The organism is Pseudomonas sp. 2848 (assembly GCF_003253945.1).
Lineage (GTDB): Bacteria > Pseudomonadota > Gammaproteobacteria > Pseudomonadales > Pseudomonadaceae > Aquipseudomonas.
On record NZ_QKZD01000009.1, the window covers coordinates 1 to 26,740 of the forward strand.

Annotated in this window: 11 protein-coding genes; 7 read left to right on the top strand and 4 right to left on the bottom strand. The window is 68.6% G+C overall.

Features of this window, described 5'->3' with window-relative positions; genetic code table 11:
- The 4 genes from DFS21_RS18100 to DFS21_RS18115 all read left to right on the top strand — a co-directional run.
- The coding region (locus DFS21_RS18100; RefSeq protein ID WP_146603152.1) for a non-ribosomal peptide synthetase at window positions 1-3,879 on the top strand (3,879 nt) is incomplete at its 5' end.
- On the top strand, window positions 3,876-18,410 hold the full coding sequence (locus DFS21_RS18105; protein WP_111532762.1) for a non-ribosomal peptide synthetase: 14,535 nt from the start codon (window positions 3,876-3,878) through the stop codon (window positions 18,408-18,410). The genes DFS21_RS18100 and DFS21_RS18105, both read left to right, overlap by 4 nt.
- A gap of 109 nt (window positions 18,411-18,519) precedes the next feature.
- Window positions 18,520-19,674, top strand: coding sequence for a macrolide transporter subunit MacA (gene macA / locus DFS21_RS18110; RefSeq protein WP_110701405.1), 1,155 nt, complete (start codon window positions 18,520-18,522; stop codon window positions 19,672-19,674).
- A 2-nt stretch (window positions 19,675-19,676) separates the two neighbouring features.
- Window positions 19,677-21,680: a MacB family efflux pump subunit gene (locus tag DFS21_RS18115; protein ID WP_110701403.1), complete on the top strand. Its 2,004-nt coding sequence runs from the start codon at window positions 19,677-19,679 to the stop codon at window positions 21,678-21,680.
- Between the two features lie 232 nt (window positions 21,681-21,912).
- Here the strand turns inward: DFS21_RS18115 and DFS21_RS18120 are convergent, their stop codons facing one another.
- Entirely contained in the window at window positions 21,913-22,560 is a 648-nt protein-coding gene (locus DFS21_RS18120) for a helix-turn-helix transcriptional regulator (protein WP_110701401.1), read from the bottom strand.
- A 224-nt stretch (window positions 22,561-22,784) separates the two neighbouring features.
- Between DFS21_RS18120 and hisN the strand changes: the two genes are divergently transcribed.
- Both hisN and DFS21_RS18130 read left to right on the top strand, forming a co-directional pair.
- The gene (gene hisN, locus DFS21_RS18125; RefSeq protein ID WP_110701399.1) at window positions 22,785-23,576 is read left to right on the top strand and encodes a histidinol-phosphatase; all 792 of its coding nucleotides are present in this window, start codon (window positions 22,785-22,787) and stop codon (window positions 23,574-23,576) included.
- A 24-nt stretch (window positions 23,577-23,600) separates the two neighbouring features.
- A complete protein-coding gene (locus DFS21_RS18130) occupies window positions 23,601-24,647 on the top strand; it encodes a metal-dependent hydrolase (RefSeq protein ID WP_111532763.1) in 1,047 nt (348 codons plus the stop codon).
- An 81-nt stretch (window positions 24,648-24,728) separates the two neighbouring features.
- Here the strand turns inward: DFS21_RS18130 and DFS21_RS18135 are convergent, their stop codons facing one another.
- The gene (locus DFS21_RS18135; RefSeq protein ID WP_102683888.1) at window positions 24,729-24,911 is read right to left on the bottom strand and encodes a hypothetical protein; all 183 of its coding nucleotides are present in this window, start codon (window positions 24,909-24,911) and stop codon (window positions 24,729-24,731) included.
- Window positions 24,912-25,012: 101 nt separating this feature from the next.
- Window positions 25,013-25,354, bottom strand: coding sequence for a hypothetical protein (locus DFS21_RS18140; RefSeq protein ID WP_038706052.1), 342 nt, complete (start codon window positions 25,352-25,354; stop codon window positions 25,013-25,015).
- Between the two features lie 161 nt (window positions 25,355-25,515).
- Between DFS21_RS18140 and DFS21_RS18145 the strand changes: the two genes are divergently transcribed.
- On the top strand, window positions 25,516-26,337 hold the full coding sequence (locus DFS21_RS18145; RefSeq protein WP_111532764.1) for a shikimate 5-dehydrogenase: 822 nt from the start codon (window positions 25,516-25,518) through the stop codon (window positions 26,335-26,337).
- A 108-nt stretch (window positions 26,338-26,445) separates the two neighbouring features.
- Here the strand turns inward: DFS21_RS18145 and DFS21_RS18150 are convergent, their stop codons facing one another.
- Complete coding sequence (locus tag DFS21_RS18150; RefSeq protein ID WP_111532765.1) at window positions 26,446-26,691, bottom strand: hypothetical protein; 246 nt, start codon at window positions 26,689-26,691, stop codon at window positions 26,446-26,448.
- Between the last annotated feature and the right edge of the window lie 49 nt (window positions 26,692-26,740).

The following is a 26,740-nucleotide window of genomic DNA, read 5'->3' on the forward strand; positions in this document are numbered from 1 at the left end:
CTGTACATCGGTGGCGCGCAGGTGGCACGCGGTTACTTCAATCGCCCTGAACTGACTGCCGAGCGCTTCCTCGACGATCCGTTCGCCGCTGGCCGGATGTACCGCAGCGGCGACCTGGTGCGCTGGAACGCCGACGGCACCCTGGAGTACCAGGGGCGCAACGATGACCAGGTGAAGATTCGCGGTGTGCGGGTCGAGCTGGGCGAGATCGAGGCCGCGCTCAAGGCCCAGCCGGGCATCGCCGATGCCGTGGTGCTGGTGCGCGACGAGCGCCTGCTGGCGTGGTTCACCGAAGCGGCAACGGTCGATATCGAGCGCTTGCGCGAGGGCTTGCAGGCCAGCCTGCCGGCGCATCTGCTGCCGCAGGCCTTGGTCCGCCTGGACGCACTGCCACTGACCAGCCACGGCAAGCTGGACCGCAAGGCGCTGCCGGATCCCGATCCCTCGGCCCTGGTTCGCCACGCCTATGTCGCGCCGACCGGTGCTTCCGAGGTGGCAATAGCCGCGATCTGGGCCGAAGTGCTGGGTATCGAGCAGGTCGGTCGCCACGACAACTTCTTCGAACTCGGTGGCCACTCGCTGCTGGCGGTGACCCTCACCGCGCGCCTGCGCCAAGCCGGCCTGCAGGCCGACGTGCGCACCTTGTTCGGCCAGCCGACGGTGGCGGCGCTGGCGGCGACCCTGGGCCAGGGCCGCCGGGTCGAGGTCCCGGCCAACCGGATCCCGGCCGGCTGCACCCAGATCACCCCGGACATGCTGCCACTGGTGGAACTGGAACCGGCCGCCATCGAACGCATCGTCGCCATGGTGCCGGGCGGCGCGGCCAACGTGCAGGATATCTACCCGCTGGCGCCGTTGCAGGAAGGCATCCTCTACCACCACCTCAGCTCGCCGCAGCACGACCCCTACGTGCTGGCCTCGCGCATGGCGTTCGCCAGCCACGAACGCCTGCACGCCTTCGTCGATGCCCTGGGCAAGGTGATCGCCCGCCACGACGTGCTACGCACCTCGGTGCTGTGGGACGGCCTGCCCCAGGCGGTGCAGGTGGTGTGGCGCCAGGCCGCTCTGGCGGTGTTCGAGGTGGAGGATGAAGCCGCGGTGCCCCACGCCCTGGCCCTGGAGCAGGCCCCGCTGGTGCGCCTGTACCACTGGTCGGACCCGCAAGGTCCAGGGTTGCTGGCCGCGTTGCAATTCCACCATATCGTCCTCGACCATACCGCTCTGGATGTACTAGGCCGCGAGCTGGTCGGTTACCTGCAGGGCGCAGCGGTGCCCGCCGGGCAGGGCGCGCCGTATCGCAACTACGTGGCCCAGGCGCGCCTGGGCGTCAGCCAGGCCGAGCACGAGGCGTTCTTCCGCGAGCAACTGGGTGATATCGACGAGCCGACGCTGCCCTACGGCCTGGGCGACGTGCAGGTCGATGGCCAGGGCATCGAGGAGGCCCAGCTGTGGCTGGACGAGACCCTGTGCGCAGACCTGCGGCAACATGCCCGGCGGTTGGGTGTCAGCGTCGCCAGCCTGTTCCACCTGGCCTACGGCCGTCTGCTGGCCGCCACCAGCGGCCGCGACAGCGTGGTGTTCGGCACCGTGCTGCTGGGCCGGCTGGAGGCTGGCGAGGGCGCCGAACAGGCCTTGGGCATGTTCATCAACACCCTGCCGCTGCGCCTGGACCTGCGCGCCACGACCCTGCAGGAGGCGGTGCATCAGACCCAGCAGCGCCTCAGCGCCTTGCTCGCCCACGAACATGCGTCGCTGGCCCTGGCCCAGCGCTGCAGCGGCGTACCGGCGCCGGCGCCACTGTTCAGCGCGATGCTCAACTACCGTCACGGCACCCAGGCGGACGAGGCCCAGCGCCTGGCGCTGCAGGGTATCGAGACCCTGCAGAGCAATGAGCGCAGCAACTATCCGCTGAGCCTGAGCGTGGACGACATCGGTGCAGGCTTCCGTCTGGTGGCCCTGGCCCCGGCGGCGGTCGGCGCCGCGCGGGTCTGCGGGCAACTGCGGCAGGTGCTGCAGGCCATGGTCGAAGCGCTGCCACGCGAGCCACGCCAGGCGTTGCTGCAACTGCCGGTGCTGTCGCTCGATGAGCGCCGTCAGCTGGTGCACGACTGCAACCGCACGGCGCGGCCTCACGAACTGACCCAGACCCTCCAGGCGCTGTTCGAGGCCCAGGCCCTGCGTACGCCCGAGGCCGTAGCCATCTGCGCGGAGCAGGGTGAGCTGAGTTATGCCCAGCTCAATGCCGAGGCCAACCGCCTGGCCCATCACCTGATCGCGCTGGGTGTGAAACCCGACGACCGGGTGGCGATCTGCGTCGAGCGCGGCCTGCCGCTGCTGGTCGGCCTGCTGGCGATCCTCAAGGCCGGTGGCGCCTATGTGCCGCTCGACCCGGACTATCCGGCCGAGCGTCTCGGCCACATGCTCGCCGACAGCCAACCGCGGGCGTTGCTGGTGCAACAGGCCACCCGCGCCCTGGTGAGTTCGTCGGCGACATTGGTCGACCTCGATCAGCCGACGTGGGACGACCTGCCGGGCAGCAATCCGCAGGTGTCTGGCCTGACCTCGCAGCACCTGGCCTATGTGATCTACACCTCCGGTTCCACTGGCGTGCCCAAGGGGGTGATGGTCGAGCACCGCAACGTGGTCAACCTGGTGCACTGGAGCGCCGGGCTGTTCCCGAGCGAAGGCGCGGTGCTGCACAAGACCCCGGTGAGCTTCGACGCCTCGGTGTGGGAGCTGTTCTGGCCGCTGTGCAGCGGGTTGCGCCTGGTATTGGCACGCCCGGATGGCCAGCGCGACCCGCAGTACCTGGCGGGGCTGATCGAGCGGCAGCAGGTCAAGGTGGTGCAGTTCGTGCCGGCCTTGCTGCAGCAGTTCCTCGACGAGGACGCCAGCGCCGCCTGCGCCAGCCTCACCGACATCGTCTGCGGTGGTGGCGAGCTCACCGAAGCCCTGGCCCGCCAGGTGCGCGAGCGCTTGCCGCAGGTGCGCCTGCACAACGTCTATGGCCCCACCGAGACCACGGTGGATTGCAGCGTCTGGACCCTGGAAGCGCGGGATCCGTTGCCGACGGGTGCATTGCCGATAGGCCGGCCGATCGACAACACCCGCTTGTATGTGCTGGATGCGCATGACCAACCGGTGCCGTTCGGCGTTGCCGGTCAGTTGCACATCGGCGGGGCCGGGGTGACGCGGGGCTACCTGGGCTTGCCGGAGCAACAGGCCGAGCGTTTCATCGCCAGCCCGTTCGTGCCAGGTGACCGCTTGTACCGCAGCGGCGACTTGGTGCGCCAGCGTCCCGACGGCGTATTGGAGTTCCTCGGCCGCACCGACCACCAGATCAAACTGCGCGGCTTGCGCATCGAACCGGGCGAGATCGAGGCCTGCCTCACTCGTGTGGCCGGGGTGCGCGAAGCCGTGGTGCTGGTGCACGACACCCAGCCGGCCGGCCCGCGCCTGGTGGCCTATGTCACCGGCGACGTGCCGCCGGCCGAGGCCTTGCGCGAAGCGTTGCTCGGGCAACTGCCGGAATACATGGTGCCCGCACTGTTCATTCCGCTGCCGGCCCTGCCGCTGACCGCCAACGGCAAGCTCGACCGCAAGGCGCTGCCGGCAGCTGACCTGCCGAGCCGCGACTACGAGGCGCCGGCCGGCGATACCGAACAGCTGCTGGCGCGGATCTGGAGCGAGCTGCTGGGCGTGGAGCGGGTAGGGCGCCATGACAACTTCTTCGAACTGGGCGGCCACTCGCTGCTGGCGGTGACCCTCACCTCGCGCCTGCGCGAAGCGGGCCTGGAGGCCGACGTGCGCAGCCTGTTCGAACACCCGACGCTGGCAGGCTATGCCGCCATCACAGACAGAATGGAGATCGTCCTGTGAGCATCAACGAACTACTGGCGACACTGACCGCCAACAATGTCCAGCTGGCCCTCAAGGATGGCCAACTGGTGGTTCAGGGCAATCGCCAGGCCCTGACCGACACGGCCCTGGTGGCACGCTTGCGCGAGCACAAGCTGGCGCTGGTCGCCCTGCTGGAGCGCGGTGAATACGTGGCGGCGCGCCAGGGCAGCGTCGAAGTGCCGGAGAACCGCATCCCCGCCGATTGCGAGCGCATCACGTCCGCCATGCTCAGCCTGGCCGACCTCGACCAGGACAGCCTCGACCAGCTGGTCGCGGCCATTCCCGGCGGGGCGGCCAACGTGCAGGACATCTACCCGCTGGTGCCGCTGCAACAGGGCATGCTGTTCCACCACGCCAGTGCCGGCGAGCATGATCCCTATGTGATGCAGGCGCGCTTCGTGTTTGCCGACAGCAGCCGGGTCGAGGCCTTCGCCCAGGCGCTGCAAGGGGTGATCGAGCGACACGACATCCTGCGCACCTCGGTGCACTGGAAGACCCTGGAAACGCCGCTGCAGGTGGTCTGGCGCAAGGCCCGGCTGCGTGTCGTGCAACTGGCTCCCGGCGCGTTGCCCGACACTGGCTTCGACCTGACCCAGGCCCCGCTGATCCGCCTGCAGTGCCAGGCGCCGGAGCCCGGCGGGCAGGTCCACGCCACCCTGCAGTTCCACCACGTGGCCATGGACCACAGCGCCCTGGAAGTGGTGCGCCACGAAATGCTCGCCTTCCTGCTCGGCGAGAGTGCCCATCTGGGCCGGCCGGTGCCGTTTCGCAACCACGTGGCCCAGGCCCTGCTGGGCGTGAGCGAGGCCGAGCACGAGGCGTTTTTCCGCGACATGCTCGGGGGCGTCGATGGGCCGACCCTGGCCTATGGCCTGGGCGATGTGCAGGGTGACGGCGCGGCGCTGGACGAGCACGCCCTGGATCTCGACCTGGCGTTGTGCCGCGACCTGCGCAGCCAGGCGCGCAGCCAGGGGGTGAGCGTCGCCAGCCTGTTCCACCTGGCCTGGGCACGGGTGCTGGGTGGCCTGACCGGGCGCGAGCAGGTGGTGTTCGGCACCGTGCTGATGGGGCGCCTGCAAGGTGCCGAAGCCACCGACCGGGCGCTGGGCATCTTCATCAATACCTTGCCGCTGCGGGTCGACCTGGATGCCGCTGACCTGGCCACGGCAATCAAGGCTACCCACCAGCGCCTGAGCACGCTGATGCGCCACGAGCATGCGCCCCTGGCCCTGGCCCAGCGCTGCAGCGGCGTGGCGGCACCGACGCCATTGTTCAACGCCTTGCTCAACTACCGCCACAGCGCGTCCTCGGGTTCCGAGGCGGTGCGCCGGGCAGGCTGGGCAGGTATCGAGATCGTGCATGCCGCCGAGGCCACCAACTACCCGTTGACCTTGAGCGTCGACGACTTCGGCGAAGCCTTCCGCCTGACCTTGCTGGCCAGCCCCGATGTGCCGGCGCAACGCGTCTGCGCCTATCTGGAGCAGACCCTGCGCAGCCTGCTCGCGGCCTTGGTGCAAGCACCCGCTGTTGCCGTCCGCGCGTTGCCGATGCTGCCGGACGAAGAGCGCGAGCACATACTGGGAGCCTTCAACCAGACCCCTGGCGCCACAGATACTCATGGGCCGTTGCACCGGCGCATCGAGGCCGTGGCCCAGGCCCATCCGCAGGCCCTGGCCGCCACCTGTGACGACCAGTCGCTGAGTTACCAGCAGTTGAATCGGCTCGCCAACGCCCTGGCCCATCAGCTGATCGGCCTGGGCGTGCGCCCCGACGACCGGGTGGCGGTGTTCGCCCGGCGCGGCCTGGACACCCTGGTCGGCCTGCTCGCGGTGCTCAAGGCCGGCGCCGCCTACGTGCCGGTGGACCCGGCACACCCCGACGAGCGCGTGCGTTACCTGCTGGATGACAGCGCGCCGGTGGCCGTGCTGACCCAGCAGGCGCTGCGCGGCCGCCTGGGCACAGGCGCGGTGCCGGTGCTGGCACTCGACCAGCCGGACTGGCCGGCGCGCTGTGACGATCCCCAGGTGAGCGGCCTGAGCCCGGCGCACCTGGCCTATGTGATCTATACCTCAGGCTCCACCGGCCAGCCCAAGGGGGTGATGGTCGAACACCGCAACCTGAACAACCTGGTGGACTGGCACTGCCGCGCGTTCGACCTGTGCCAGGGGCGTCACACCTCGAGCCTGGCCGGCTTCGGCTTCGACGCCATGGCCTGGGAAGTCTGGCCGGCGCTGTGCGCGGGGGCGACCCTGCACCTGGCCCCGTCCAGCGAAGGCCACGAAGACCTTGACGCGCTGCTGGCCTGGTGGCGCGCCCAGCCGCTGGATGTCAGTTTCCTGCCCACGCCGGTGGCCGAGTATGCCTTCAGCCACCAGCTCGAACACCCGACCCTGCGCACCTTGCTGATCGGCGGCGACCGCCTGCGCCAGTTCAACCGCACCCAGACCTTCGCCGTGGTCAACAACTACGGCCCCACCGAGACCACCGTGGTGGCCAGCTCCGGCGTGGTGGAGGCGGGCGGCGCCCTGCACATCGGCGGCGCCGTGGACAACGCCCGCCTGTACGTGCTCGATGCGTACCTGCAGCCCGTGCCCCTGGGTGTGCCCGGCGAGCTCTACATCGGCGGCGCCGGGGTCGCCCGCGGCTACCTGGACCGTGCGCAACTGACCCGCGAACGCTTCCTCGACGACCCGTTCAGCACGACACTCGGTGCACGCATGTACCGCACCGGCGACCTGGTGCGGTGGCTGGCCGACGGCACCCTCGATTACCTGGGCCGCAACGACGACCAGGTGAAGATTCGCGGCGTGCGCATCGAACTGGGTGAGATCGAAAGCCGCCTGAACGGCTTGCCGGGCATCGGCGAGGCGGTGGTGGTGGCCCGCGAGGACCAGCCCGGCCAACCGCGGCTGGTGGCCTACTTCACCGCCCAGGCGGGCCTGGAACCGGCCCAGCCTGAGCAACTGCGCGGGCAGTTGCTGGCCCATCTGCCGGAATACATGGTGCCGGTTGCGTATGTGTCGCTGGACGCACTGCCCCTGACCGCCAACGGCAAGCTCGACCGCCGTGCGCTGCCGGCGCCGGAACGATCGGCCCTGTTCGAGCACACCTACGTGGCTCCCGAAGGCGAACTGGAAGAGGCCCTGGCCCAGGTGTGGGGCGAGCTGCTGCACGTGGAGCGGGTTGGCCGGCATGACCACTTCTTCGCGCTGGGCGGGCATTCGCTGCTGGCCATGCGCATGGTTTCCCAGGTGCGGCTGCGCCTTGGCGTGGAACTGGCCCTGGCCGACCTGTTCGCCAATCCCGAGCTGGCGGCGGTGGCCCAGGTGCTGGCCGGCGCCGGGCGCAGCGAGCTGCCAGCGCTCGTCGCGGTGTCCCGTGAGCAACCCTTGCCGCTGTCGTTTGCCCAGCAGCGCCTGTGGTTCCTCGCTCAACTGGAAGGCGGCAGCCAGGCCTACAACGTGCCGCTGGCGTTGGGCCTGCGCGGAACACTGGATGCCGACGCGCTGGAGGCCGCCTTGCTGCGCATCGTCGCGCGCCACGAGAGCCTGCGCAGTCGCTTCGTGCCCTGTGGCGACAGTGCCGAGGTGATCATCGCCGCGCCCCCGCAACCCGGCTGGTTGCAGCGCCGGACGCTGGCACCGCAGGCACTGGCCGGGCACCTGCGCGACGAGGCCGCCGCCCCCTTCGACCTGACAACGGGGCCGTTGCTGCGGGCCAGCCTGCTGCGCCTGGGTGAGGCGCACCATGTGCTGCTCCTCACCGTGCACCATATCGTCGCCGATGGCTGGTCCCTCGGCGTGCTGACCCGCGAATTGAACGCGCTGTACCCGGCGCTGCGTGAGGGCAAGGACGACCCGCTGCCGGCGCTGGCCATCCAATATGGCGACTACGCCGTGTGGCAGCGGCGCTGGCTGGCCGGCGAGCAACTGCAACGCCAGGCCGACTATTGGCGCCAGGCCCTGGACGGCGCGCCGACGCTGCTGAGCCTGCCCAGCGACCGGCCACGACCGGCGCGCCAGGATTTCAGCGGCGCCAGCCTGGCGCTGCAGCTGGATGCGCGCCTGGGGGCCGGCCTGCGGGCCTTGGCCCAGCGACACCAGGTGACGCTGTACATGGTTATGCTCAGCGCCTGGGCCGCCACCCTGGCCCGGCTGTGCGGGCAGGCCGAGGTGGTGGTGGGCTGCCCGGTGGCCGGGCGCGGGCGCGCCGAACTGGAGCCGTTGGTCGGCCTGTTCGTCAATACCCTGGCCCTGCGTATCGATACCGCGGGCGCGCCGAGCACCGAGCGCCTGCTGGCGCAGGTCAAGGCCCGCCTGCTCGACGCCCAGGCGCACCAGGACCTGCCCTTCGAGCAGGTGGTGGAGATCGTCCGGCCGGCGCGCAGCCTCGGCCATACCCCGTTGTTCCAGACCACCCTCAACTGGCTGGCCACCGAGGGCGCCGCGCCGACCCTGGCGGGGCTGCAGTTGGAAGGCGTGGAACAGGTCGGCCAGGTAGCCAAGTTCGACCTGTCGCTGAGCATGGGCGAGCAGGGCGAGGCACTGGTCGGCAGCCTCGAGTACGCCACAGCACTGTTCGATGAAAGCACCGTGCGCCGTTTCGCCGGGTATCTGGACAGCATGCTGCGCGCCATGGTGGCCAATGACCAGGCGCCGCTGGCCGAGGTCGAACTGGTGGGCGGGGCCGAGCGCAAGCGCCTGCTGGACACCTTCAATCGCAGTGCCCTGGCGTTCCCGAACGGGCAGACCGTGCATGGCCTGGTCGAGGCCCAGGCGGCCCGCGCACCGCAGGCACTGGCCGCCAGCCAAGGCGACATGCCCCTCTCCTATGGCGAGCTGAACCTGCGCGCCAACGCCCTGGCCCATTACCTGATCGGGCAAGGTGTCGGCCCCGACGAGCGGGTGGCCGTGGTGGCCCGCCGAGGCCTCGACACCCTGGTGGCGTTGCTTGCGGTGCTCAAGGCCGGTGGCGCCTACGTGCCGGTGGACCCGGCGCACCCGGACGAGCGGCTGCGCTATCTACTCGAGGACAGCGCCCCGGTGGTGGTGCTGGCGCAGCAGGCGTTGCTGGTGCGCCTTGAAGGGCTGGGCGTGGCGGCGCAGGCACTGGACAGGCCGCACTGGCCGGAGCGTGCGGACAACCCCGAGGTCGCCGGCCTGCAGGCCAGCCACCTGGCCTACGTGATCTACACCTCCGGCTCCACCGGCCAGCCCAAGGGCGTGATGGTCGAGCACCGCACCCTGGCCAACCTGGTGCACTGGCACTGCAAGGCCTTCGAGCTGGGCGCGGGGGATCACACCGCCAGCGTCGCCGGCTTCGGTTTCGACGCCATGGCCTGGGAAGTATGGCCGGCGCTGTGCGCCGGGGCGGTGCTGCACTTGCCACCAGCGCAGTTGGGCAACGAGCAGCTCGACGGTCTGCTGGCCTGGTGGCTGGAGCAACCCCTGAAGGTGGCGTTCCTGCCGACCCCGGTGGCCGAGTACGCCTTCACCCAGGGGCTGCGTCATCCGACCTTGCGCACCTTGCTGATCGGCGGCGACCGCCTGCGCCAGTTCACTAGCGACCCCGGCTTTGTCGTGGTCAACAACTACGGCCCCACTGAGGCGACCGTGGTCGCCACCTCGGGCCTGGTGCTGCCGGGCGGCGTGCTGGACATCGGCCGGCCGATCGCCAATGCCCGCGTGTACCTGCTGGATGATGCGCGGCAGCTGGTGCCGTGCGGTGTGGCCGGCGAACTCTACGTGGGCGGAGCCGGTGTGGCGCGCGGCTACCTGAACCGCGCAGGCCTGAGCGCCGAGCGTTTCCTCGAAGATCCGTTCAGCGAGGTGCCCGGCGCACGCATGTACCGCACCGGCGACCTGGCGCGCTGGAATGCCGACGGCACCCTCGACTACCTGGGCCGTAACGACGACCAGGTGAAGGTGCGCGGACTGCGCATCGAACTGGGGGAAATCGAGGCGCAGCTGCTCGCCCTGGAGGGGGTCGCCGAAGCGCTGGTGGTGGCCCGCGAGGACCAGCCCGGGCAGCCGCGGCTGGTGGCCTACTACATTGCCGGCGCCGAGGCGCAGCCGGTCGGTACCCTGCGTGCCGCGCTGCAACAACGCCTGCCGGCCTACATGGTGCCGGCGGCGTGGGTACAACTGGATGCCTGGCCACTGACCGCCAACGGCAAGGTCGACCGCCGGGCCCTGCCGTTGCCCGAGCGCGAAGCGGACAGCCAGGCCTACGAGGCCCCGGCAGGGGCCTTGGAGGTTGCCCTGGCCGAGCTGTGGTGCGAGCTGTTGCAGCTCAAGCGGGTGGGGCGTCAGGACCGCTTCTTCGAGTTGGGCGGTCATTCGCTGCTGGCCATGCGCATGGTGGGCCAGGTGCGCACGCGGCTGGGCCTGGAGCTGTCGCTGGGCGAGCTGTTCGCCGACGACCGCCTGCTGACGGTGGCGGCGACCCTGGCCGAGGATCGCCACGACGTGCTGCCGGCCATCGAGCCGGCGCCGCGCGGCCAGTCCCTGCCGCTGTCGTTCGCCCAGCAACGGCTGTGGTTCCTGGCGCAGATGGACGATGCCAGCGCCGCCTACCATATTCCCCTGGGCCTGGCCTTGCGCGGCCCGCTGGACCGCGAGGCCCTGGAGCGGGCGCTGGAGCGCATCGTCGAGCGCCACGAGAGCCTGCGCAGCCACTTCACCCAGACAGGCGCCGAGGCGCGGGTACGGGTGGCGCCCGGACGGGGCGGCTTCGCCCTGGCCTGGCATGACCTGCGCGGCGCGGCGCAGCAGTTGCCCGAGCTGATGCAGGCCGAGGCGATGCTGCCATTCGACCTGGCGCACCAGCTGCCGGTGCGCGGCCGCCTGCTGTGCCTGGCGGCGGACCACCATGTGCTGTTGCTGACCTTGCACCATATCGTTGCCGACGGCTGGTCGATGGGGGTGTTCACCCAGGAGCTGGCGACGTTGTACCAGGCCTTCAGCGAAGGCCGCGACGACCCGCTGCCGGCGCTGGCGATCCAGTACGGCGACTACGCCCTGTGGCAGCGTCGCTGGCTGAGCGGTGAGGCCTTGCAGCGCCAGGGCGACTACTGGAGCCAGGCCCTGGCCGGTGCGCCGGTGCTGCTGACCCTGCCCACCGACCGGCCACGACCGGCCCGTCAGGACTACCTGGGCGACCGCGTCGAAGTGCGCCTGGACCGGCGCCTGAGCGAAGATCTACGAGCGCTGTGCCTGCGTCATGGGGTCACCCCGTTCATGCTCTTCGCCGGCGCCTGGGCGGTGTTGCTGGCGCGCCTGTCCGGCCAGGCCGAGGTAGTGATCGGCACCCCGGTGGCCAACCGCCGGCAGGCCGAGGTCGAGGGGCTGATCGGCTTGTTCGTCAACTCCCTGGCGCTGCGTATCGATACCTCCGGCAGCCCCGATGTCGGCGCGCTGCTGGCCCGGGTCAAGGCCTGTGTGAGCCAGGCCCAGGATCATCAGGACCTGCCGTTCGAACAGGTGGTGGAACGCTTGCACCCGCCGCGCAGCCTGGCCCACACACCGCTTTACCAGGTATCGCTGGCGTGGAACGGTGTGCCGGGCGAGGCCCTGCGCCTGGGTGGGCTGCAGCTGGAGGCGCTGGGTGGCACGCAGACCTTCGCCAAGTTCGACCTGACCCTGAGCCTGGGCGAGACCGCCGACGGCTACGGCGGCGCCCTGGAGTTCGCCACCGCGCTGTTCGACCGGGCGACCATCGAGCGGCACCTGGGTTACCTGGAGCAACTACTCTGGGCGATGGCGGGCAGCGACCAGGCCGTGCCGGCGAAGGTCGAGCTGCTCGGCGCCGCCGAACGTCGCCAGGAACTGGTGGCCTGCAACGCCAGCGAGCGGATCGGCGGCTTGCAGCAACCGCTGCACGCGCTGTTCGAGGCGCAGGTGGCGCGTACGCCGCAGGCCATCGCGGTGCAGGCCGAGGACGGGCAACTGACCTACGCCGAATTGAATGCGGCGGCCAACCGCTTGGCCCACCGCCTGATCGAACAGGGCGTGGTCGCCGACAGCCGGGTCGCCGTGTGCCTGGCGCGGGGGCCACGGTTGCTGGTCGGGCTGCTGGCGGTGCTCAAGGCCGGTGGCGCCTACGTGCCGCTGGATCCGGGCTACCCGGATGAGCGCCTGGCGTACATGCTCGAAGACAGCGCGCCGCTGGCGTTGCTGGTGGATGCCGCCAGCAACCGGCGCTTCAGCGACAGCCCGGTGGCGCGGCTGGACCTCGACCAGCCGGACTGGACCGAGCAGTCGCCGGACAATCCACAGGTGCCGGGCCTTGGCGCCCGCCACCTGGCCTACGTGATCTACACCTCCGGCTCCACCGGCACGCCGAAAGGGGTGATGGTCGAGCACCGCAGCCTGTGCAACCTGGTGCACTGGAGTTCGCGGCTGATCGCCCCGAGCGCATCAGGTGCGCTGCTGCACAAGACCCCGGTGAGCTTCGATGCGTCGGTATGGGAGCTGTTCTGGCCGCTGTGTGCCGGCCTGCGCCTGGTGCTGGCGCGCCCGGATGGCCAGCGCGACCCGGACTACCTGGCGGCGCTGATCCAGCGCCAGCGGGTCAGCGTGGTGCAGTTCGTGCCCGCGCTGCTGCAGCAGTTCCTCGCCCTGGAGGCCAGCGCGGCCTGCGACAGCCTCACCGATGTGGTCTGTGGCGGTGGCGAGCTGACTTCGGCGTTGCTGCGCCAGTTGCGCGAGCGCCTACCGCAGGTGCGGCTGCACAACGTCTACGGCCCCACCGAGGCCACCGTCGACTGCTGCGTCTGGACCCTCGAGCCCCGGCAACCCGTGCCCGAAGGGGCGCCACCGATCGGTCGGCCGATCGCCAACACCCGCCTGTATGTGCTCGACAGCCATGGCCTGCCGGTACCGCGGGGCGTGGTGGGCGAGCTGTACATCGGCGGCGTCGGCGTGGCGCGTGGCTATCTGGGCCTGCCGGCGCTGGAGGCCGAACGTTTCGGTGCCAGTCCGTTCGTGGTCGATGAGCGCCTGTATCGCAGCGGCGACCTGGTGCGTCGTCGCGCTGATGGCGAGCTGGAATTCCTTGGTCGCAACGATTTCCAGGTGAAACTGCACGGTCTGCGCATAGAGTTGGGCGAGATCGAGGCCTGCCTGGCCAGCCATCCGGGTGTGCGCGAAGTGGCGGTGCTGCTGCGCGGTGAGCGCTTGGTCGCCTGGTTCACGGCCGACGATGCCGTGCCGGGCGTGGCGGCATTGCGCAAGCATGCCCAGGCGCGCTTGCCGGACTACATGGTGCCGTCGGCCTATGTGGCATTGCCGGCCATGCCATTGACGGCCAATGGCAAGCTCGACCGCCAGCGTCTGCCCGACCCTGGTGCCGACGCGGTGCTCAGCCGTGCCTACGAGGCGCCGCAAGGCGAGGCCGAGCGCCATCTGGCGGCGCTATGGGCCGAGTTGCTCAATGTGCCCAGGGTAGGGCGCCAGGACCATTTCTTCGAGCTCGGTGGCCACTCGCTGCTGGCCGTGACCCTGATCGCCCGCTTGCGCGCCGAGGGCCTGGACGCGGACATCCGCGTGCTGTTCGCCGAACCGACCCTGGCCGCCGTGGCCGCGACCCTGGGCCAGCATGGCGGAAGCCGGGTGCCGACCAACCGCATCGGCAGTGATTGCCGGAGCATCACGCCGGACTTGCTGCCGTTGGTGGCGCTGGAACAGTCGCACATCGAGCGGATTGTCGACCAGGTGCCTGGCGGTGCCGCCAATGTGCAAGACATCTACCCGCTGGGGCCGTTGCAGGCGGGGATTCTCTATCACCACCTGGCCAGCGAGGGTGACGATCCCTACCTGCTGCAGGCGCGTTTCGCGGTGGCCGACCAGGCCCGGTTGGAGGCGTTGCGCCAGGCGCTGGACCAGGTGATCGCCCGGCACGACATCCTGCGTTCTTCGTTGTACTGGGAAGGTCTGGCGCAGCCGGTGCAGGTGGTATGGCGCCAGGCGGCGTTGCCCGTGCAGGAACTGGCCGCGGATGAGCCGATCAGCCTGCGCCTGGACCTGACCCGCGCGCCGCTCCTGCGCCTGGTGCACCGCCAGGACCCGAGCAGCGGGCGGATCACCGCCACCTTGCTGTTCCACCACCTGGTCATGGATCACGTGGCCCAGGACGTGTTGCGCGCCGAACTGGAGGCCTGCCTGCTCGGCGAGCAGCTGCGCTTACCGCCGCCGGTGCCGTACCGCAACTACATCGCCCAGGTGCTGCAGGGTGCCGGCGAGGCCGAGCATGAGGCGTACTTCCGCGAGCAGTTGGGTGATATCGACGAGCCGACCCTGGCCTACGGTCCGCATCCGCTGGCCCACGCCGACGCCGTGGCCGAAGCCCAGCACTGGCTGGACGACGAGCTGGCGCGGCGGGCCCGCGAACAGGCGCGGCTGCTGGGTGTCGGCGCGGCCAGCCTGATGCACCTGGCCTGGGGCCTGGTGCTGGGGCAGTTGTCGGGGCGCGACAGCGTGATGTTCGGCACCGTGCTGCTTGGTCGCCTGCAGGGCGGTGAAGGCATGGAGCGGGCCTTGGGCGTGTTCATCAACACCTTGCCGCTGCGCCTGGACGTGGGCCGCCTGCCGGTACGTGAGGCGCTGCTCGACACCCACCGCCGGCTGACCGGGCTGTTGGTGCACGAGCATGCGCAACTGGCCCTGGCGCAGCGCTGCAGTGCCTTGCCGCCCGGTGCGCCGCTGTTCAGCGCCTTGCTCAACTACCGCCACAGTGCCGCCGCGCTGGCCCATGACACTGCCAGTGGGCGTGCCTGGCAGGGCATCGAGCTGCTGCATGCGCAGGAACGCAGCAACTACCCGCTGGCCCTGAGCATCGACGACCTCGGGGAGCGCTTCAGCCTGACCGCGCAGTGCGCGGCGGGCCTGGACGCCCGGCGTCTGTGCGGTTACCTCGAGCAGGCTCTCGCACACCTGGTCGAGGCCCTGGCACATGATCCCGAGCAAGGCCTGGAGCGGCTGGACATCGTGCCGGCCGAGGAGCGTCGCCGATTGCTCGGCTACAACGCCACGCAACGCGACTACCCCAGGTCGGTGCCCGTGCACCGCCTGTTCGAGCAACAGGTGGCGCGCCATCCGTTGGCGCTGGCGGCGCTGCATGATGAGCGCCAGCTGAGTTACGCCGAGCTGAATGAGCAGGCCAACCGCCTGGCGCACTGGCTGATCGGCGAGGGGGTGGCGGCCGGCGATCATGTGGCGATCCTGCTGCCTCGCTCGCTGCCGTTGCTGGTCGCGCAGTTGGCCGTGCTCAAGTGTTCGGCGATCTACGTGCCGCTGGACATCAACGCCCCGGCCGAGCGCCAGGCGTTCATGGTCCAGGACTGCCAGGCGGTGATGCTGCTGACCCTCGGCAGCCTGGCGGCCGATTGCGAGACGCGGCGCATCGACCTGGACTGCCTGGCGCTGGACGAGCAGCCCACGCACAACCCGGGCCTGGCCCAGGAGGCCGACGCGGTGGCGTACGTGATGTACACCTCCGGCTCCACCGGCACGCCGAAAGGGGTGCGGGTGACCCATCGCGGCATCGCCCGGCTGGTGCTGAACAACGGCTATGCCGACTTCAACGCCACGGACCGTTTCGCCTTCGTCGCCAACCCTGCGTTCGACGCCGCGACCATGGATGTCTGGGGCGGCCTGCTCAACGGCGGCCAGGTGCTGGTGATCGACCACCAGACCCTGGTCGAGCCGGCGCAGTTCGCCGCCGCCCTGCGCCAGGGCGGCGCCAGTGTGATGTTCGTCACCACGGCGCTGTTCAACCAGTATGTGCAACTGATCCCCGAAGCCCTGGCCGGGCTGCGCATCCTGCTGTGCGGCGGCGAGCGCGGCGAGCCCGCCAGCTTCCGCGCCTTGTTGGCCCGGGCGCCGCAGTTGCGCCTGGTGCACTGCTACGGGCCCACCGAGACCACCACCTTCGCCACCGCCAGCACGGTGCGGGCGCTGGTCGACGGCTGCGAGCACGTGCCCATCGGTGGCCCGATCGGCAACACCACGGCCTATGTCCTCGATTGCCACGGGCGCTTGCTGCCCGAGGGCGTCACCGGCGAACTGTACATCGGCGGCGACGGCGTCGCCCTCGGCTACCTGAATCGTCCGCAGCTGACCGCCGAACGCTTCCTCGACGATCCATTCGCCGCAGGTGCCGGGGCGAGGTTGTACCGCACCGGTGACCTGGCCCGCTGGCGCGAGGATGGCCAGTTGGAATGCCTGGGCCGCACCGACGACCAGGTGAAGATCCGCGGCTTTCGCATCGAGCTGGGCGAGGTCGAGCAACACCTCACCCAGTGCCCGGGCCTGGAAGAGGCCGTGGTCATGGCCCTGCGCCTGGAGCAGGGGCCGTTGCGCCTGGTGGCGTGGTACACCCGTACCGACATGGCCCTGGACGGTGCGGCGTTGCGTGCTTTCCTGCGCGATCGGTTGCCGGAGTACATGTTGCCGGCAGCGTTCGTCGCACTTGAGGCGCTGCCGCTGACCAACAACGGCAAGGTCGATCGTCGGGCCCTGCCACTGCCGGGCGCGCAGGACCTGGCCGTGGCGGTGTTCGAGGCGGCGGTGACGCCGGTGGAGCAGGCCTTGGCGGCGCTGTGGGCGCAGGTGCTCGAGGTCGAGCGAGTCGGGCGGCATGACAGCTTCTTCGAGCTGGGCGGGCATTCGCTGTCGGCGATCCGCCTGGTGGGCGAGATGCGCCAGGCTGGCCTGCACACGACCCTGGCCCAGTTGTTCCAGCACCCGACCATTGCCGCCCTGGCGCCGCTGCTCGACGAGGTGACGGCCGAGGACGAGGCGCAAGGCCTGCTCACGGTGCGTGCCGCAGGCAGCCAGCCTGCGCTGTTCCTGATCCATGAGTTCAGTGGCCTGGACCTGTATTTCCCGGTCCTGGGGCGGCATATCGAAGGTGATTTCCCTATCTATGGGCTGGCCGGCGTCGCCGTCGGGCAGGTGCAATTGAACACCATGGAGTGCCTGGCTGCGCGCCTGGTGCGGCAGATTCGCGCCGTGCAGCCACACGGGCCGTATCGCTTGGCCGGCTGGTCGTTCGGCGGTGTGCTGGCCTACGAGGTAGCGGCGCAATTGCTGGGTGCGGACGAGCCGGTGGCCTTCGTCGGCCTGATCGACACCTACGTGCCGCGCCTGAGCGACCAGGGCAAGGCGCGCTGGCAAGGGCCGCACCTGGTGCAAGCGCAGTTGCTGCTGCATTGCCGCGTGCACTGGCAGGCGCAGGGCGAGGCGGGGACTACGCAACTGGCCGAGATCGAGGCGTTGCAGCCGGGCGCATTGCCCTTCGAGGCACTGCTTGCCCACTGCCGTGAGCGGCAGTTGCTGGTGCCCGGCCTGGCCCAGGCCAGCGATGGACAGTTGCGTCACTTCTTCGAGCGTCACCTGGCCCATGGCCATGCCCTGGCTCACTATCGCCTGGCGCCGTTGCCGGTGCCGCTGCACTTGTTCATCGCCGAACAGCGCAGCGCCGGTATCGTCACCGACAGCCCGAGCCTGGGCTGGGCCGAGGCCTTGCCTGGGCAGGAGCTGAAGTGCCTGAGCGTGCCGGGCGATCACCAGAGCATGGTGCAGGACCCGCAAGCCGCCGTGCTCGGCCAGGCCATCGCCCAGGCGATGCAGGCCGCGTCGGCGCTCGCGCCGGCGGCGCACCAGCCGCTACTGGCAATCCAGAGTGGCGTGCCGGGCCATGTGCCGGTGTTCTGCGTGCCGGGCGCCGGCGACAGCGTGACCAGCTTCATCGGCCTGGCCGAGGCGCTGGGGCCGGACTGGCCGGTGCATGGCCTGCAGGCGCGTGGCCTGGTTGCGGGTGAAGTGCCCCATTGCTCGGTCGAGGTGGCTGCGGCGTGCCATGCCCAGGCCATCGAGGCGCTGTACCCCGAAGGACCGTTGAACCTGGTCGGGCACTCGTTCGGTGGCTGGGTGGCCCATGCCATGGCGATACGCCTGCAGGCCAAGGGGCGCGAGGTGCGCTCCCTGACCCTGATCGACAGCGAGGCGCCGGGGGCGGGGGGTAGTTGCGGCAAGCCGTACACCTTTACCCAGGCCCTGCAGCGGCTTGTCGAATCGTTGCAACTGTCCACCGGCAAGACGTTGGGCATCGAACCTGTAGCCTTCGCTGAAACCGACGATCAGGAACAGCTGCGTCAGTTGCACGCGGCGATGGTACGGGGCGGCCTGATGCCGTCGCGCTCTTCGCCGCAGGCGCTTGAGGGCGTGGTGCGAACCTTCGCCACGGCGCTGCGCACGGTGTATCGCCCCGAGGGGGGATTCGATGGTCTGGCGCGGCTGGTGCTGGTGACCGATCCGAGCCTGGACGCGGCCGGCAACCAGGGCGAGCAACAGGTGATGGAAGACGGCTGGCGTGAATGGCTGCCGCAGTTGGAGGTGTGGCAGGGGCCAGGCAACCATTTCAGCATCCTCAAGGTGCCGGATGTATTCAGCCTGGCCGCCTGGTGGCATGACGGGCAGGCCCTGTATCACAGCAGGGTGAAGCAGTAACACCGTCGTGAGAGCGGGCTTGCAAAGTGATGGCGTCACCTTGGAGTGGCGTTATCGCGGGGCAAGCCTGCTCCCACGGGACCTCATCAGCTTCAGGAAGAACGGTTTTATGGAAAAGACGAAGTTTCGCAAGATCACCCTCGGTGTCGCCGCGGCCCTGGTCGCCGGCATCGTGCTGTACGCGGTGCAGGCCCCGGCCAAGCCGCCGCAGTACATCACCGCCACGGTCGAGCGTGGCGATATCGAAAACGCGGTGCTGGCCACCGGCACCCTGGAAGGTATCCGCCAGGTGGACGTCGGCGCCCAGGTCTCAGGGCAACTCAAGTCGCTCAAGGTGAAGCTTGGCGACAAGGTCGCCGAAGGCCAGTGGCTGGCCGAAATCGACCCGCTGGTGCCGCGCAACTCGCTGCGGCAGGCCGAGGTCGACGCCGAGAAGCTGCAGGCCGAGCGGCGCTCGGTGCAGGCCAAGCTCAAGCAGGCCAAGCGGGTGTACGAACGCTACGACGTGCTCCAGGCCGACGAGTCGATCTCGCGCCAGGACTTCGAGAACGCCGAGTCCGAGTTCGAGGTGCAACAAGCCAACCTGCGCTCGCTGGACGCGCAGATCAAGAGCGCCCAGGTGCAGATCGACACGGCCCGGGTCAACCTCGGCTACACCCGTATCGTCGCGCCGATCGATGGCCATGTGGTGGGTATCGTCACCCAGGAAGGGCAGACGGTGATCTCCAACCAGCTGGCGCCGGTAATCCTCAAGCTCGCCGACCTCGACACCATGACCATCAAGGCCCAGGTGTCCGAAGCCGATGTGATTCATATCAGCCCCGGCCAGCAGGTGTACTTCACCATCCTCGGTGACGACAAACGTTACTACGCCAAGCTGCGCGGCACCGAGCCTGCGCCGCAGAACTACCTGGAAAGCAGCGACAAGAGCGGCGGCGCCGCCAAGCAGGCCAGCGCGGTGTTCTACAACGCGTTGTTCGAGGTGCCCAACCCCGAGCACCGGCTGCGCATCTCGATGACCGCCCAGGTGCGTATCGTCCTCGACACCGCCTTGGGCGTGCTCACCGTGCCAGTGGCGGCGCTGGGGCCGCGTGACGCCGACGGTAGCTTCCCGGTGCGGGTGCTCGATGGCAAGGGCTTCGCCCAGGTGCGCAAGGTCCAGGCGGGGATCAACAACAACGTCAAGGTGCAGGTCAAGGACGGCCTGGCCGAAGGCGACCGCGTGGTGATCGGCGAGCCGGTGTCGGGCGAGGCGGGGGCGTGAGCATGAACATGAACGTGGAACTGTCGCCGGCACGGGCGGTGTCGGCGCTCGAGGAGCAGCCGTTGCTGCGCCTGGACGGGGTCAGCCGCAGCTTCATGGCGGGCGACCGCGAGTTCCTGGCGCTCAAGGGCATCGACCTGGAGATCCATGCCGGCGAGCTGGTGGCGATCATCGGCGCCTCGGGTTCGGGCAAGTCGACGCTGATGAACATCCTCGGTTGCCTGGACCATGCCAGCGCCGGCAGCTACCAGGTCAGCGGCCGGGAAACCCGCGATCTCGACGACGACGCCCTGGCCGCGCTGCGGCGTGACCACTTCGGTTTCATCTTCCAGCGCTACCATCTGTTGCCGCACCTGGATGCCCTGCGCAATGTCGAGATCCCGGCGGTGTACGCCGGCGTGGCGCAGGCCGGACGCCATGCCCGGGCGCGGGAGCTGCTGGGCCGCCTGGGCCTGGGCGGACACCTGGCGCACCGGCCCAGCCAGCTGTCGGGGGGCCAGCAGCAGCGGGTCAGTATCTGCCGGGCGCTGATGAACGGCGGCGAGGTGATCCTCGCCGACGAGCCGACCGGAGCGCTCGATACCGCCAGCGGCAAGGAAGTGATGAACATCCTGCTGGAACTGCACGGCGCCGGGCACACGGTGATCCTGGTGACCCACGACCCCAAGGTCGCCGCCCACGCCGAGCGGATCATCGAGGTCAGCGACGGGCAGATCGTCAGTGACCGGCGCACCCGCGCCGAGCCCACTGCACCGGCCGCCGAGGCGGCGCCCGCTCGCGAGCAGGCGCCACGGCGGCTGGTGGCCAGCCTCGGGTTGTTCCGCGAGGCCTTCAAGATGGCCTGGATCGCCCTGGTCTCGCACCGCATGCGCACCCTGCTGACCATGCTCGGGATCATCATCGGCATCACTTCGGTGGTGTCGATCTCGGCCATCGGCGAGGGCGCCAAGGGCTACGTGCTCAAGGACATCCAGGCGATCGGCAGCAACACCATCGACATCTACTCCGGCACCAGTTTCGGCGACAGCCGGGCCAAGGCCATCGAGACCCTGGTGCCGGCTGACGTGACCGCGCTCAACGAACTCTACTACGTCGACAGCGCCACCCCGGTGATCGGTCAGAGTTCGCTGGTGCGCTACCGCAACATCGACGCCGATGTGCAGCTAAACGGTGTCAGCGAGCAGTACTTCCAGGTGCGCAACATCCCCTTGGCCGCAGGGATCGTGTTCAGCGCCGATGATGCCCGGCGCCAGGCACAGGTGGTGGTGATCGACCACAACACGCGCAAGCGCCTGTTTGGCGATGGGATCAACCCGCTTGGACAGGTGATCCTGGTCGGCAACTTGCCGTGCACGGTGATCGGCGTGACCGCCGAGAACAAGAACCTGTTCGTCGCCGGCAACACCCTGAACGTGTGGATGCCCTACGAGACCGCCGCCGGGCGCGTGCTTGGCCAGCGCCACCTGGACAGCATCAGTGTGCGGATCAAGGACGGCATGCCGAGCAAGCGGGTGGAGGAGGAGGTCAACAAACTGATGCTGCAGCGCCACGGCACCAAGGATTTCTTCACCAACAACCTCGACAGCATCATGCAGACCGTGCAGAAGACCAGCCGCTCGCTGACCCTGCTGCTGTCGCTGATCGCAGTGATTTCGTTGGTGGTGGGGGGGATCGGGGTGATGAACATCATGCTGGTGTCGGTTACCGAGCGCACCCGCGAGATCGGCATCCGCATGGCAGTGGGGGCGCGGCAGTCGGATATCCGCCAGCAGTTCCTGGTGGAGGCGGTGATGGTCTGCCTGATCGGCGGGGTGATCGGGATCGGGTTGTCCTATGGGATCGGGTATCTGTTCGCGCTTTTCGTCAAGCAGTGGGAGATGGTGTTTTCACTGGGGTCGGTGGTCACGGCGTTCGTCTGCTCGACCTTGATCGGCATCGTGTTCGGCTTCGTGCCGGCGCGCAATGCGGCGCGTCTGGACCCTATCGAGGCGTTGGCACGGGACTAGGCCTGAGCGCTCGGGATCGAGCGCCGCTTCCGCGGTGCTCGATCTTGCGTGCCTGTGGGCATTCGGTCTGGCTAGTGTGGTGTTTTGCAAATACGACCAATAAATCGCGAGCGATTTTTGTGCTCAAGCAAGGCGTCGCGACGAGTCGTAGCCCAGCTACGGCGAGGAGCGACAACGCCGCATGAGCGCAAAAAGCGCCGCGAGTTATGGTCGTTATTTGTGAAACACCACACTAGATCTCTGCATACATCCAGCGCATCAGCGAGTGGCGGCCGCTGATGCCCAGCTTGATCGCCGCCCGGCGCAGGTAACTTTCCACCGTATTGACCTTGAGCCGCAGATGCTCGGCTTGCTGCGGCGCCGTGCGCCCGGCCAGCAAGCCCTCGCACACTTGCATCTCACGTTCCGACAGGCGGATGCCGGTCTGACGCAGGCGTTCGAGAAAACGCTGTTCGAGGCTGTCAGGGTCTGCGGGTACCGGCGCGGCAGGCTGCAGGGCATTGATGTGTTTTTCCAGCATTGGCAGCAGCAAGGGCGAAATGTCCTCCAGCCGGCTGCGATCGGTAGCTGAGAAACCAACGCGGGTGTCGGCCCGCAAGACCGTGATTTCGTAGCGGAAACCATCCTTGCGCCGGGCCAGGTGCAGGCGCGCCGGGTCGTCGAAGCCGTCACCCGTATCGCCGGCGCTGAACACCGTCTCGCTGATCAGGGTCGCGTCTGGCTGGCTGGCGCAGGCCGGGTTGATACGCAGTTGGCGGATATGCGTGGCGTCGATGGTCAGGTGGGTCTGGATCAGGTCGTGCAGGTGCCGGGGGAAATGGCGGCTGCCGGTACTGGCTATGACTTTACCGATCTGCGGAAAAAGCAGGTGCGAACTCATCGTGTCATCCATGATAGGCGGTGGAACGGAGGCCCTTGCGCCAGCAACCAGCATCCTTGACTGTCGGCCGGGCCATCGGGGCTGCTAGCTATCCTAGTACAACGAATCAGTGACGGTTAAATGAAGCGGCGATAATGGCATAACAATATCATGGGTGGCGCCGCAGGTGTGTCCGCGCACGACTCGGGTATGATGCGCATCCCATCCCACAACGAGACCGCCCCATGTCCCTGAGCGCTGAACAGATCGGCGAATTCCGCTCTTTCTCCGAGCAACTGGCCGATGCCGCCGCGGCGGCGATCCAGCCTTACTTTCGTGCCAGCCTGGATGTCGAGGACAAGGGGGGGCGCCTGTACGACCCTGTGACCATCGCCGACAAGGCCGCCGAAGAGGCCATGCGCGCGCTGATCCAGGCCCGCTATCCCACCCACGGCATACTGGGTGAAGAGCAGGGCGCGGCACTGGGCAGCAGCCCGCTGACCTGGGTACTCGACCCGATCGATGGCACCCGCGCCTTCATCACCGGCCTGCCGCTGTGGGGCACGCTGATCGCTCTCAACGACGGTACCCGCCCGGTACTCGGGGTGATGAACCAGCCGTTCACCGGCGAACGCTTCATCGGCACTCCGCACGGCGCCTGGCGCAATGGCACGGCGCTTAAGACCCGCGCCTGCGCCGACCTGGCGTCGGCCACGCTGATGTGCACCACCCCCGACATGTTCGACACCCCGGCGCGCAAGGCGGCGTTCGAGGCGGTCGCCGGCAAGGCCCGGCTGATGCGTTATGGCGGTGATTGCTATGCCTACTGCATGCTGGCGTCCGGATTCGTCGATGTGATCGTCGAGGCCAGCCTGCAGCCGTACGACGTGCAGGCGTTGATGCCGATCATCGAAGGCGCGGGTGGGGTCATCACGTCCTGGGATGGCGGCTCGGCCCAGGACGGGGGCTGCGTGGTGGCGTGTGGCGATCCGGCGTTGCATGCGCAGGTACTGGCAATGTTGCGTCACGCCATCTGATAGACCCTGCACGAGACGTTTGCCGTGGACTCAATCACCCAAGCCGTGCTCGGCGCGGCCCTGCAAGGCGCCGTACTGGGCCGTATCCAGGGCCGCCGCTCGCTGATCTACGGCGCCGCCCTGGGGACATTGCCCGACCTGGATGTGGTGATCCGCTACGCCGACCCGGTGTCGCAGATGACCTTCCACCGTGGCTTTTCCCATTCGATCTTCGTCCTGACCGGCCTGGCCCTGTTGCTTGCCTGGCTGGTCGCCTGGCGTTGGCCAGGCCGAGGCTATACCCCAGGCAGGCTGTTCCTGGCCTTCTGGCTGGCGCTGGTCACCCACCCGGTGCTCGACGCCTTCACCGTTTATGGCACCCAGCTGTTCTGGCCCCTGCACCTGACGCCGGAAAGCTGGGCGGCGGTGTTCATCATCGACCCGGTGTATACCGTGCCGTTGCTGCTGGCGGTGGGCTATGCGGCGATCAGGGGCCTGAAAGGCAGGGCGACCGCGATGCTGTGCCTGGCACTGGGATTTAGCACGCTCTACCTGGGCTTCGGCCTGGCCGGGCGCATGGCCGCCGAGCAACGTTTTCACCTGGCCTTGCAGGCGCAGGGGGTCGAGGCCAGTGAGGTCCGCGCGGTGCCCATCGCCTTCAACAGCCTGATCTGGCGGGTGCTGGCGAAAACCCCGGATGGCGGTTACTACGAGGGCGTGAGCAGCGGGTTCGATCGCGAACCTCCGGAGATGCTGCACCAGTCGCGCAATCTGGAGGCTGCCAAGGTACTGGCGGGCTCGCCACTGTACGAGCGCCTGCGCTGGTTCACCGATGACTGGCTGCGCTACGACATCATGGGTGACTCGCTGGTGGTCACCGACCTGCGCATGGGCATGCCAGGCAACTACAGTTTCCGCTTCGAAATGGCCCGGCGTGATGCCGCAGGGCAATGGACGGTGATCCAGCCCAGGGGCTGGATTGGTGGCGGTGCCGCCTCCCTGTTCGATGGCGAGCGGTTGAGTTTGATCTGGCGCCGTATCCTCGACCAGCAACCGCCACTGCCACTTGCCGTGTGGGCGGGGCACTTGTAGGCGGCCGGTTGGCGAGCAAAAAAAAGCCCGCCGGGTGGCGGGCTACAAGGGCTTAGGGAGCAACACACAACAAATTCGGGGTCAGGCGACCCAGGTCTGGTCGAGCAAGCGGCCGGCCAGGGTCTCGGCGCAGCGGCGGCTGGTCAACGGGCCACTGATGGCTTCACCGTCGCGCAGCAGGTACCAGCAGGCCAAAAGGCCCTGTTGGCGCAGGCTGCTGGGGACTGCGCTGCCGACAACGGACATGATCTGGATCGGGGCCATGGCGGATCTCCTCTCGAACATGGCCCTACCTTACCCAGGCGTCTTCAGGGTTTGAAATCAATGTCCTCGATAGTGGTCATTGCTTTTATCAACTATGCCGCTTACCAGCGCGGCGGGCCGTAGTACACCGGCGGCGGGCCATAATAGCGGCGGTAGACCGGCGGCGGGGCGGGCACATAGCGCTCGACCACATAGGGCTGGTAATACACCGGCGGTGGCGGCGCCTGCACATAGACCGGTGGCGGTGGATAGTAGGCCGGCTGGCGTTCGACGTAGACAGTGCGGTCGTGGCCGCCCGATACGGCCGCCCCGACCACCGCGCCCACCACGGCCGCGCCGATCACCGGCCCCGGGCCGTACCAGCCGCCACCATGGGCCGAGGCTTGCCCGCTGATTGCCAGCGCGCCGACCAGCAGGGCGATTCCGGGGATGAAACGCTTCATGGTGACACCTCGCAAGACAACCCCACGTTCGGGGTCTGTCTACTATGACCGCAGCCTCGGTCAACTGCGCACTGGCAAAGGGTAAAGGTTGTGTAAGGGGCGACCGGCGGCGGGGTCTGGTACGCTGGCGCAATCGATTCAGCCATGACAGAGGAACCGCGATGAGCCATTCACCGAGCAGGGACACCGTGTTGTGCATTTCCCTGGCCGGGCGCCCCGGTACGTTCGGCGTACGCTTTCACAACCATCTGTATCAGCAGTTGGGCCTGGACTATTACTACAAGGCCATGACCACCCAGGATCTGCCGGCCGCCGTGGCCGGCATCCGCGCCCTGGGTATTCGCGGTTGCGGCGTATCGATGCCCTACAAGGAAGCCTGCCTGGCCCTGGTGGACGAGGTCGACCCCTCGGCGGCGGCCATCGACTCGGTGAACACCCTGGTCAATACCGCAGGCCATCTGAAGGCCTACAACACTGACTACCTGGCGGTACGGCAGCTACTGGCCGAGCGGCGGGTCGACCCGGCGACCGGCTTCGCCCTGCGTGGCAGCGGTGGCATGGCCAAGGCGGTGGCCAGCGCGCTGCGCGACGCTGGTTTTCGCGACGGCATCATCGTCGCCCGCAACGAGCAGGCCGGGCGGCAACTGGCGGATGTTTGCGGCTACCGCTGGCTGCCTGAACTGCAGGACCGTTGCCCGCCGATGCTGATCAACGTCACGCCGATCGGCATGGCCGGAGGCCCGGAGGCCGACCAGCTGGCCTTCAGCGAAACCGCCATCGCGGCGGCCGAGCGGGTATTCGATGTGGTTGCCCTGCCGGCACGCACACCGCTGATCCGCGCCGCCGAGGCGCTGGGCAAACCGGTGATCACCGGCCTCGACGTCATCGCGCTTCAGGCGCTGGAGCAGTTCGTGTTGTACACCGGGGTCCGGCCGACAGCCGAACAGGTGGCGGCTGCCGTGGCGTATGCCCGTGAAGGATGATTGGGTATAGAAGGGCGCCGTATCGCCGGCAAGCCGGCTCCCACACTGTTCGCTTTGCCTGTGAGCGAAGCGCAATCTCTGTGGGTGCTGGCTGCTGGCGTGGGGTTATCAGAACACCCGCTGATCCTTCTCATCCAGCTGCTGGTCAACCAGCGCCCGGCCATGGGCCAGGGACACGTGCTGGGCATTCTCCAGGTCGGCGAAGAACTTCATCGGCATCGATAGTCGCCTGCTGCTGTGGCCGGCAGGGTCGGTGATCACGCAGCCTGCAGCATAGGGCAGGGGAGAGTCGGGGTGGGGCATCACGCTGGCGGTGATGGTGTGGTCGCGGTATTCAAAGTGAAGGGTTTGCATCGTCCTTACCTCGCTGTGGCTTGGAACAGGCGTTACTTCCATATACCAC

Bases quoted from the DNA above. Each gene is read 5' to 3' on its own strand.
- macA (WP_110701405.1), top strand. From the start codon at position 18,520: ATGGAAAAGACGAAGTTTCGCAAGATCACCCTCGGTGTCGCCGCGGCC.
- DFS21_RS18115 (WP_110701403.1), top strand. From the start codon at position 19,677: ATGAACATGAACGTGGAACTGTCGCCGGCACGGGCGGTGTCGGCGCTC.
- DFS21_RS18120 (WP_110701401.1), bottom strand. From the start codon at position 22,560: ATGAGTTCGCACCTGCTTTTTCCGCAGATCGGTAAAGTCATAGCCAGT.
- hisN (WP_110701399.1), top strand. From the start codon at position 22,785: ATGTCCCTGAGCGCTGAACAGATCGGCGAATTCCGCTCTTTCTCCGAG.
- DFS21_RS18135 (WP_102683888.1), bottom strand. From the start codon at position 24,911: ATGGCCCCGATCCAGATCATGTCCGTTGTCGGCAGCGCAGTCCCCAGC.
- DFS21_RS18140 (WP_038706052.1), bottom strand. From the start codon at position 25,354: ATGAAGCGTTTCATCCCCGGAATCGCCCTGCTGGTCGGCGCGCTGGCA.
- DFS21_RS18145 (WP_111532764.1), top strand. From the start codon at position 25,516: ATGAGCCATTCACCGAGCAGGGACACCGTGTTGTGCATTTCCCTGGCC.
- DFS21_RS18150 (WP_111532765.1), bottom strand. From the start codon at position 26,691: ATGCAAACCCTTCACTTTGAATACCGCGACCACACCATCACCGCCAGC.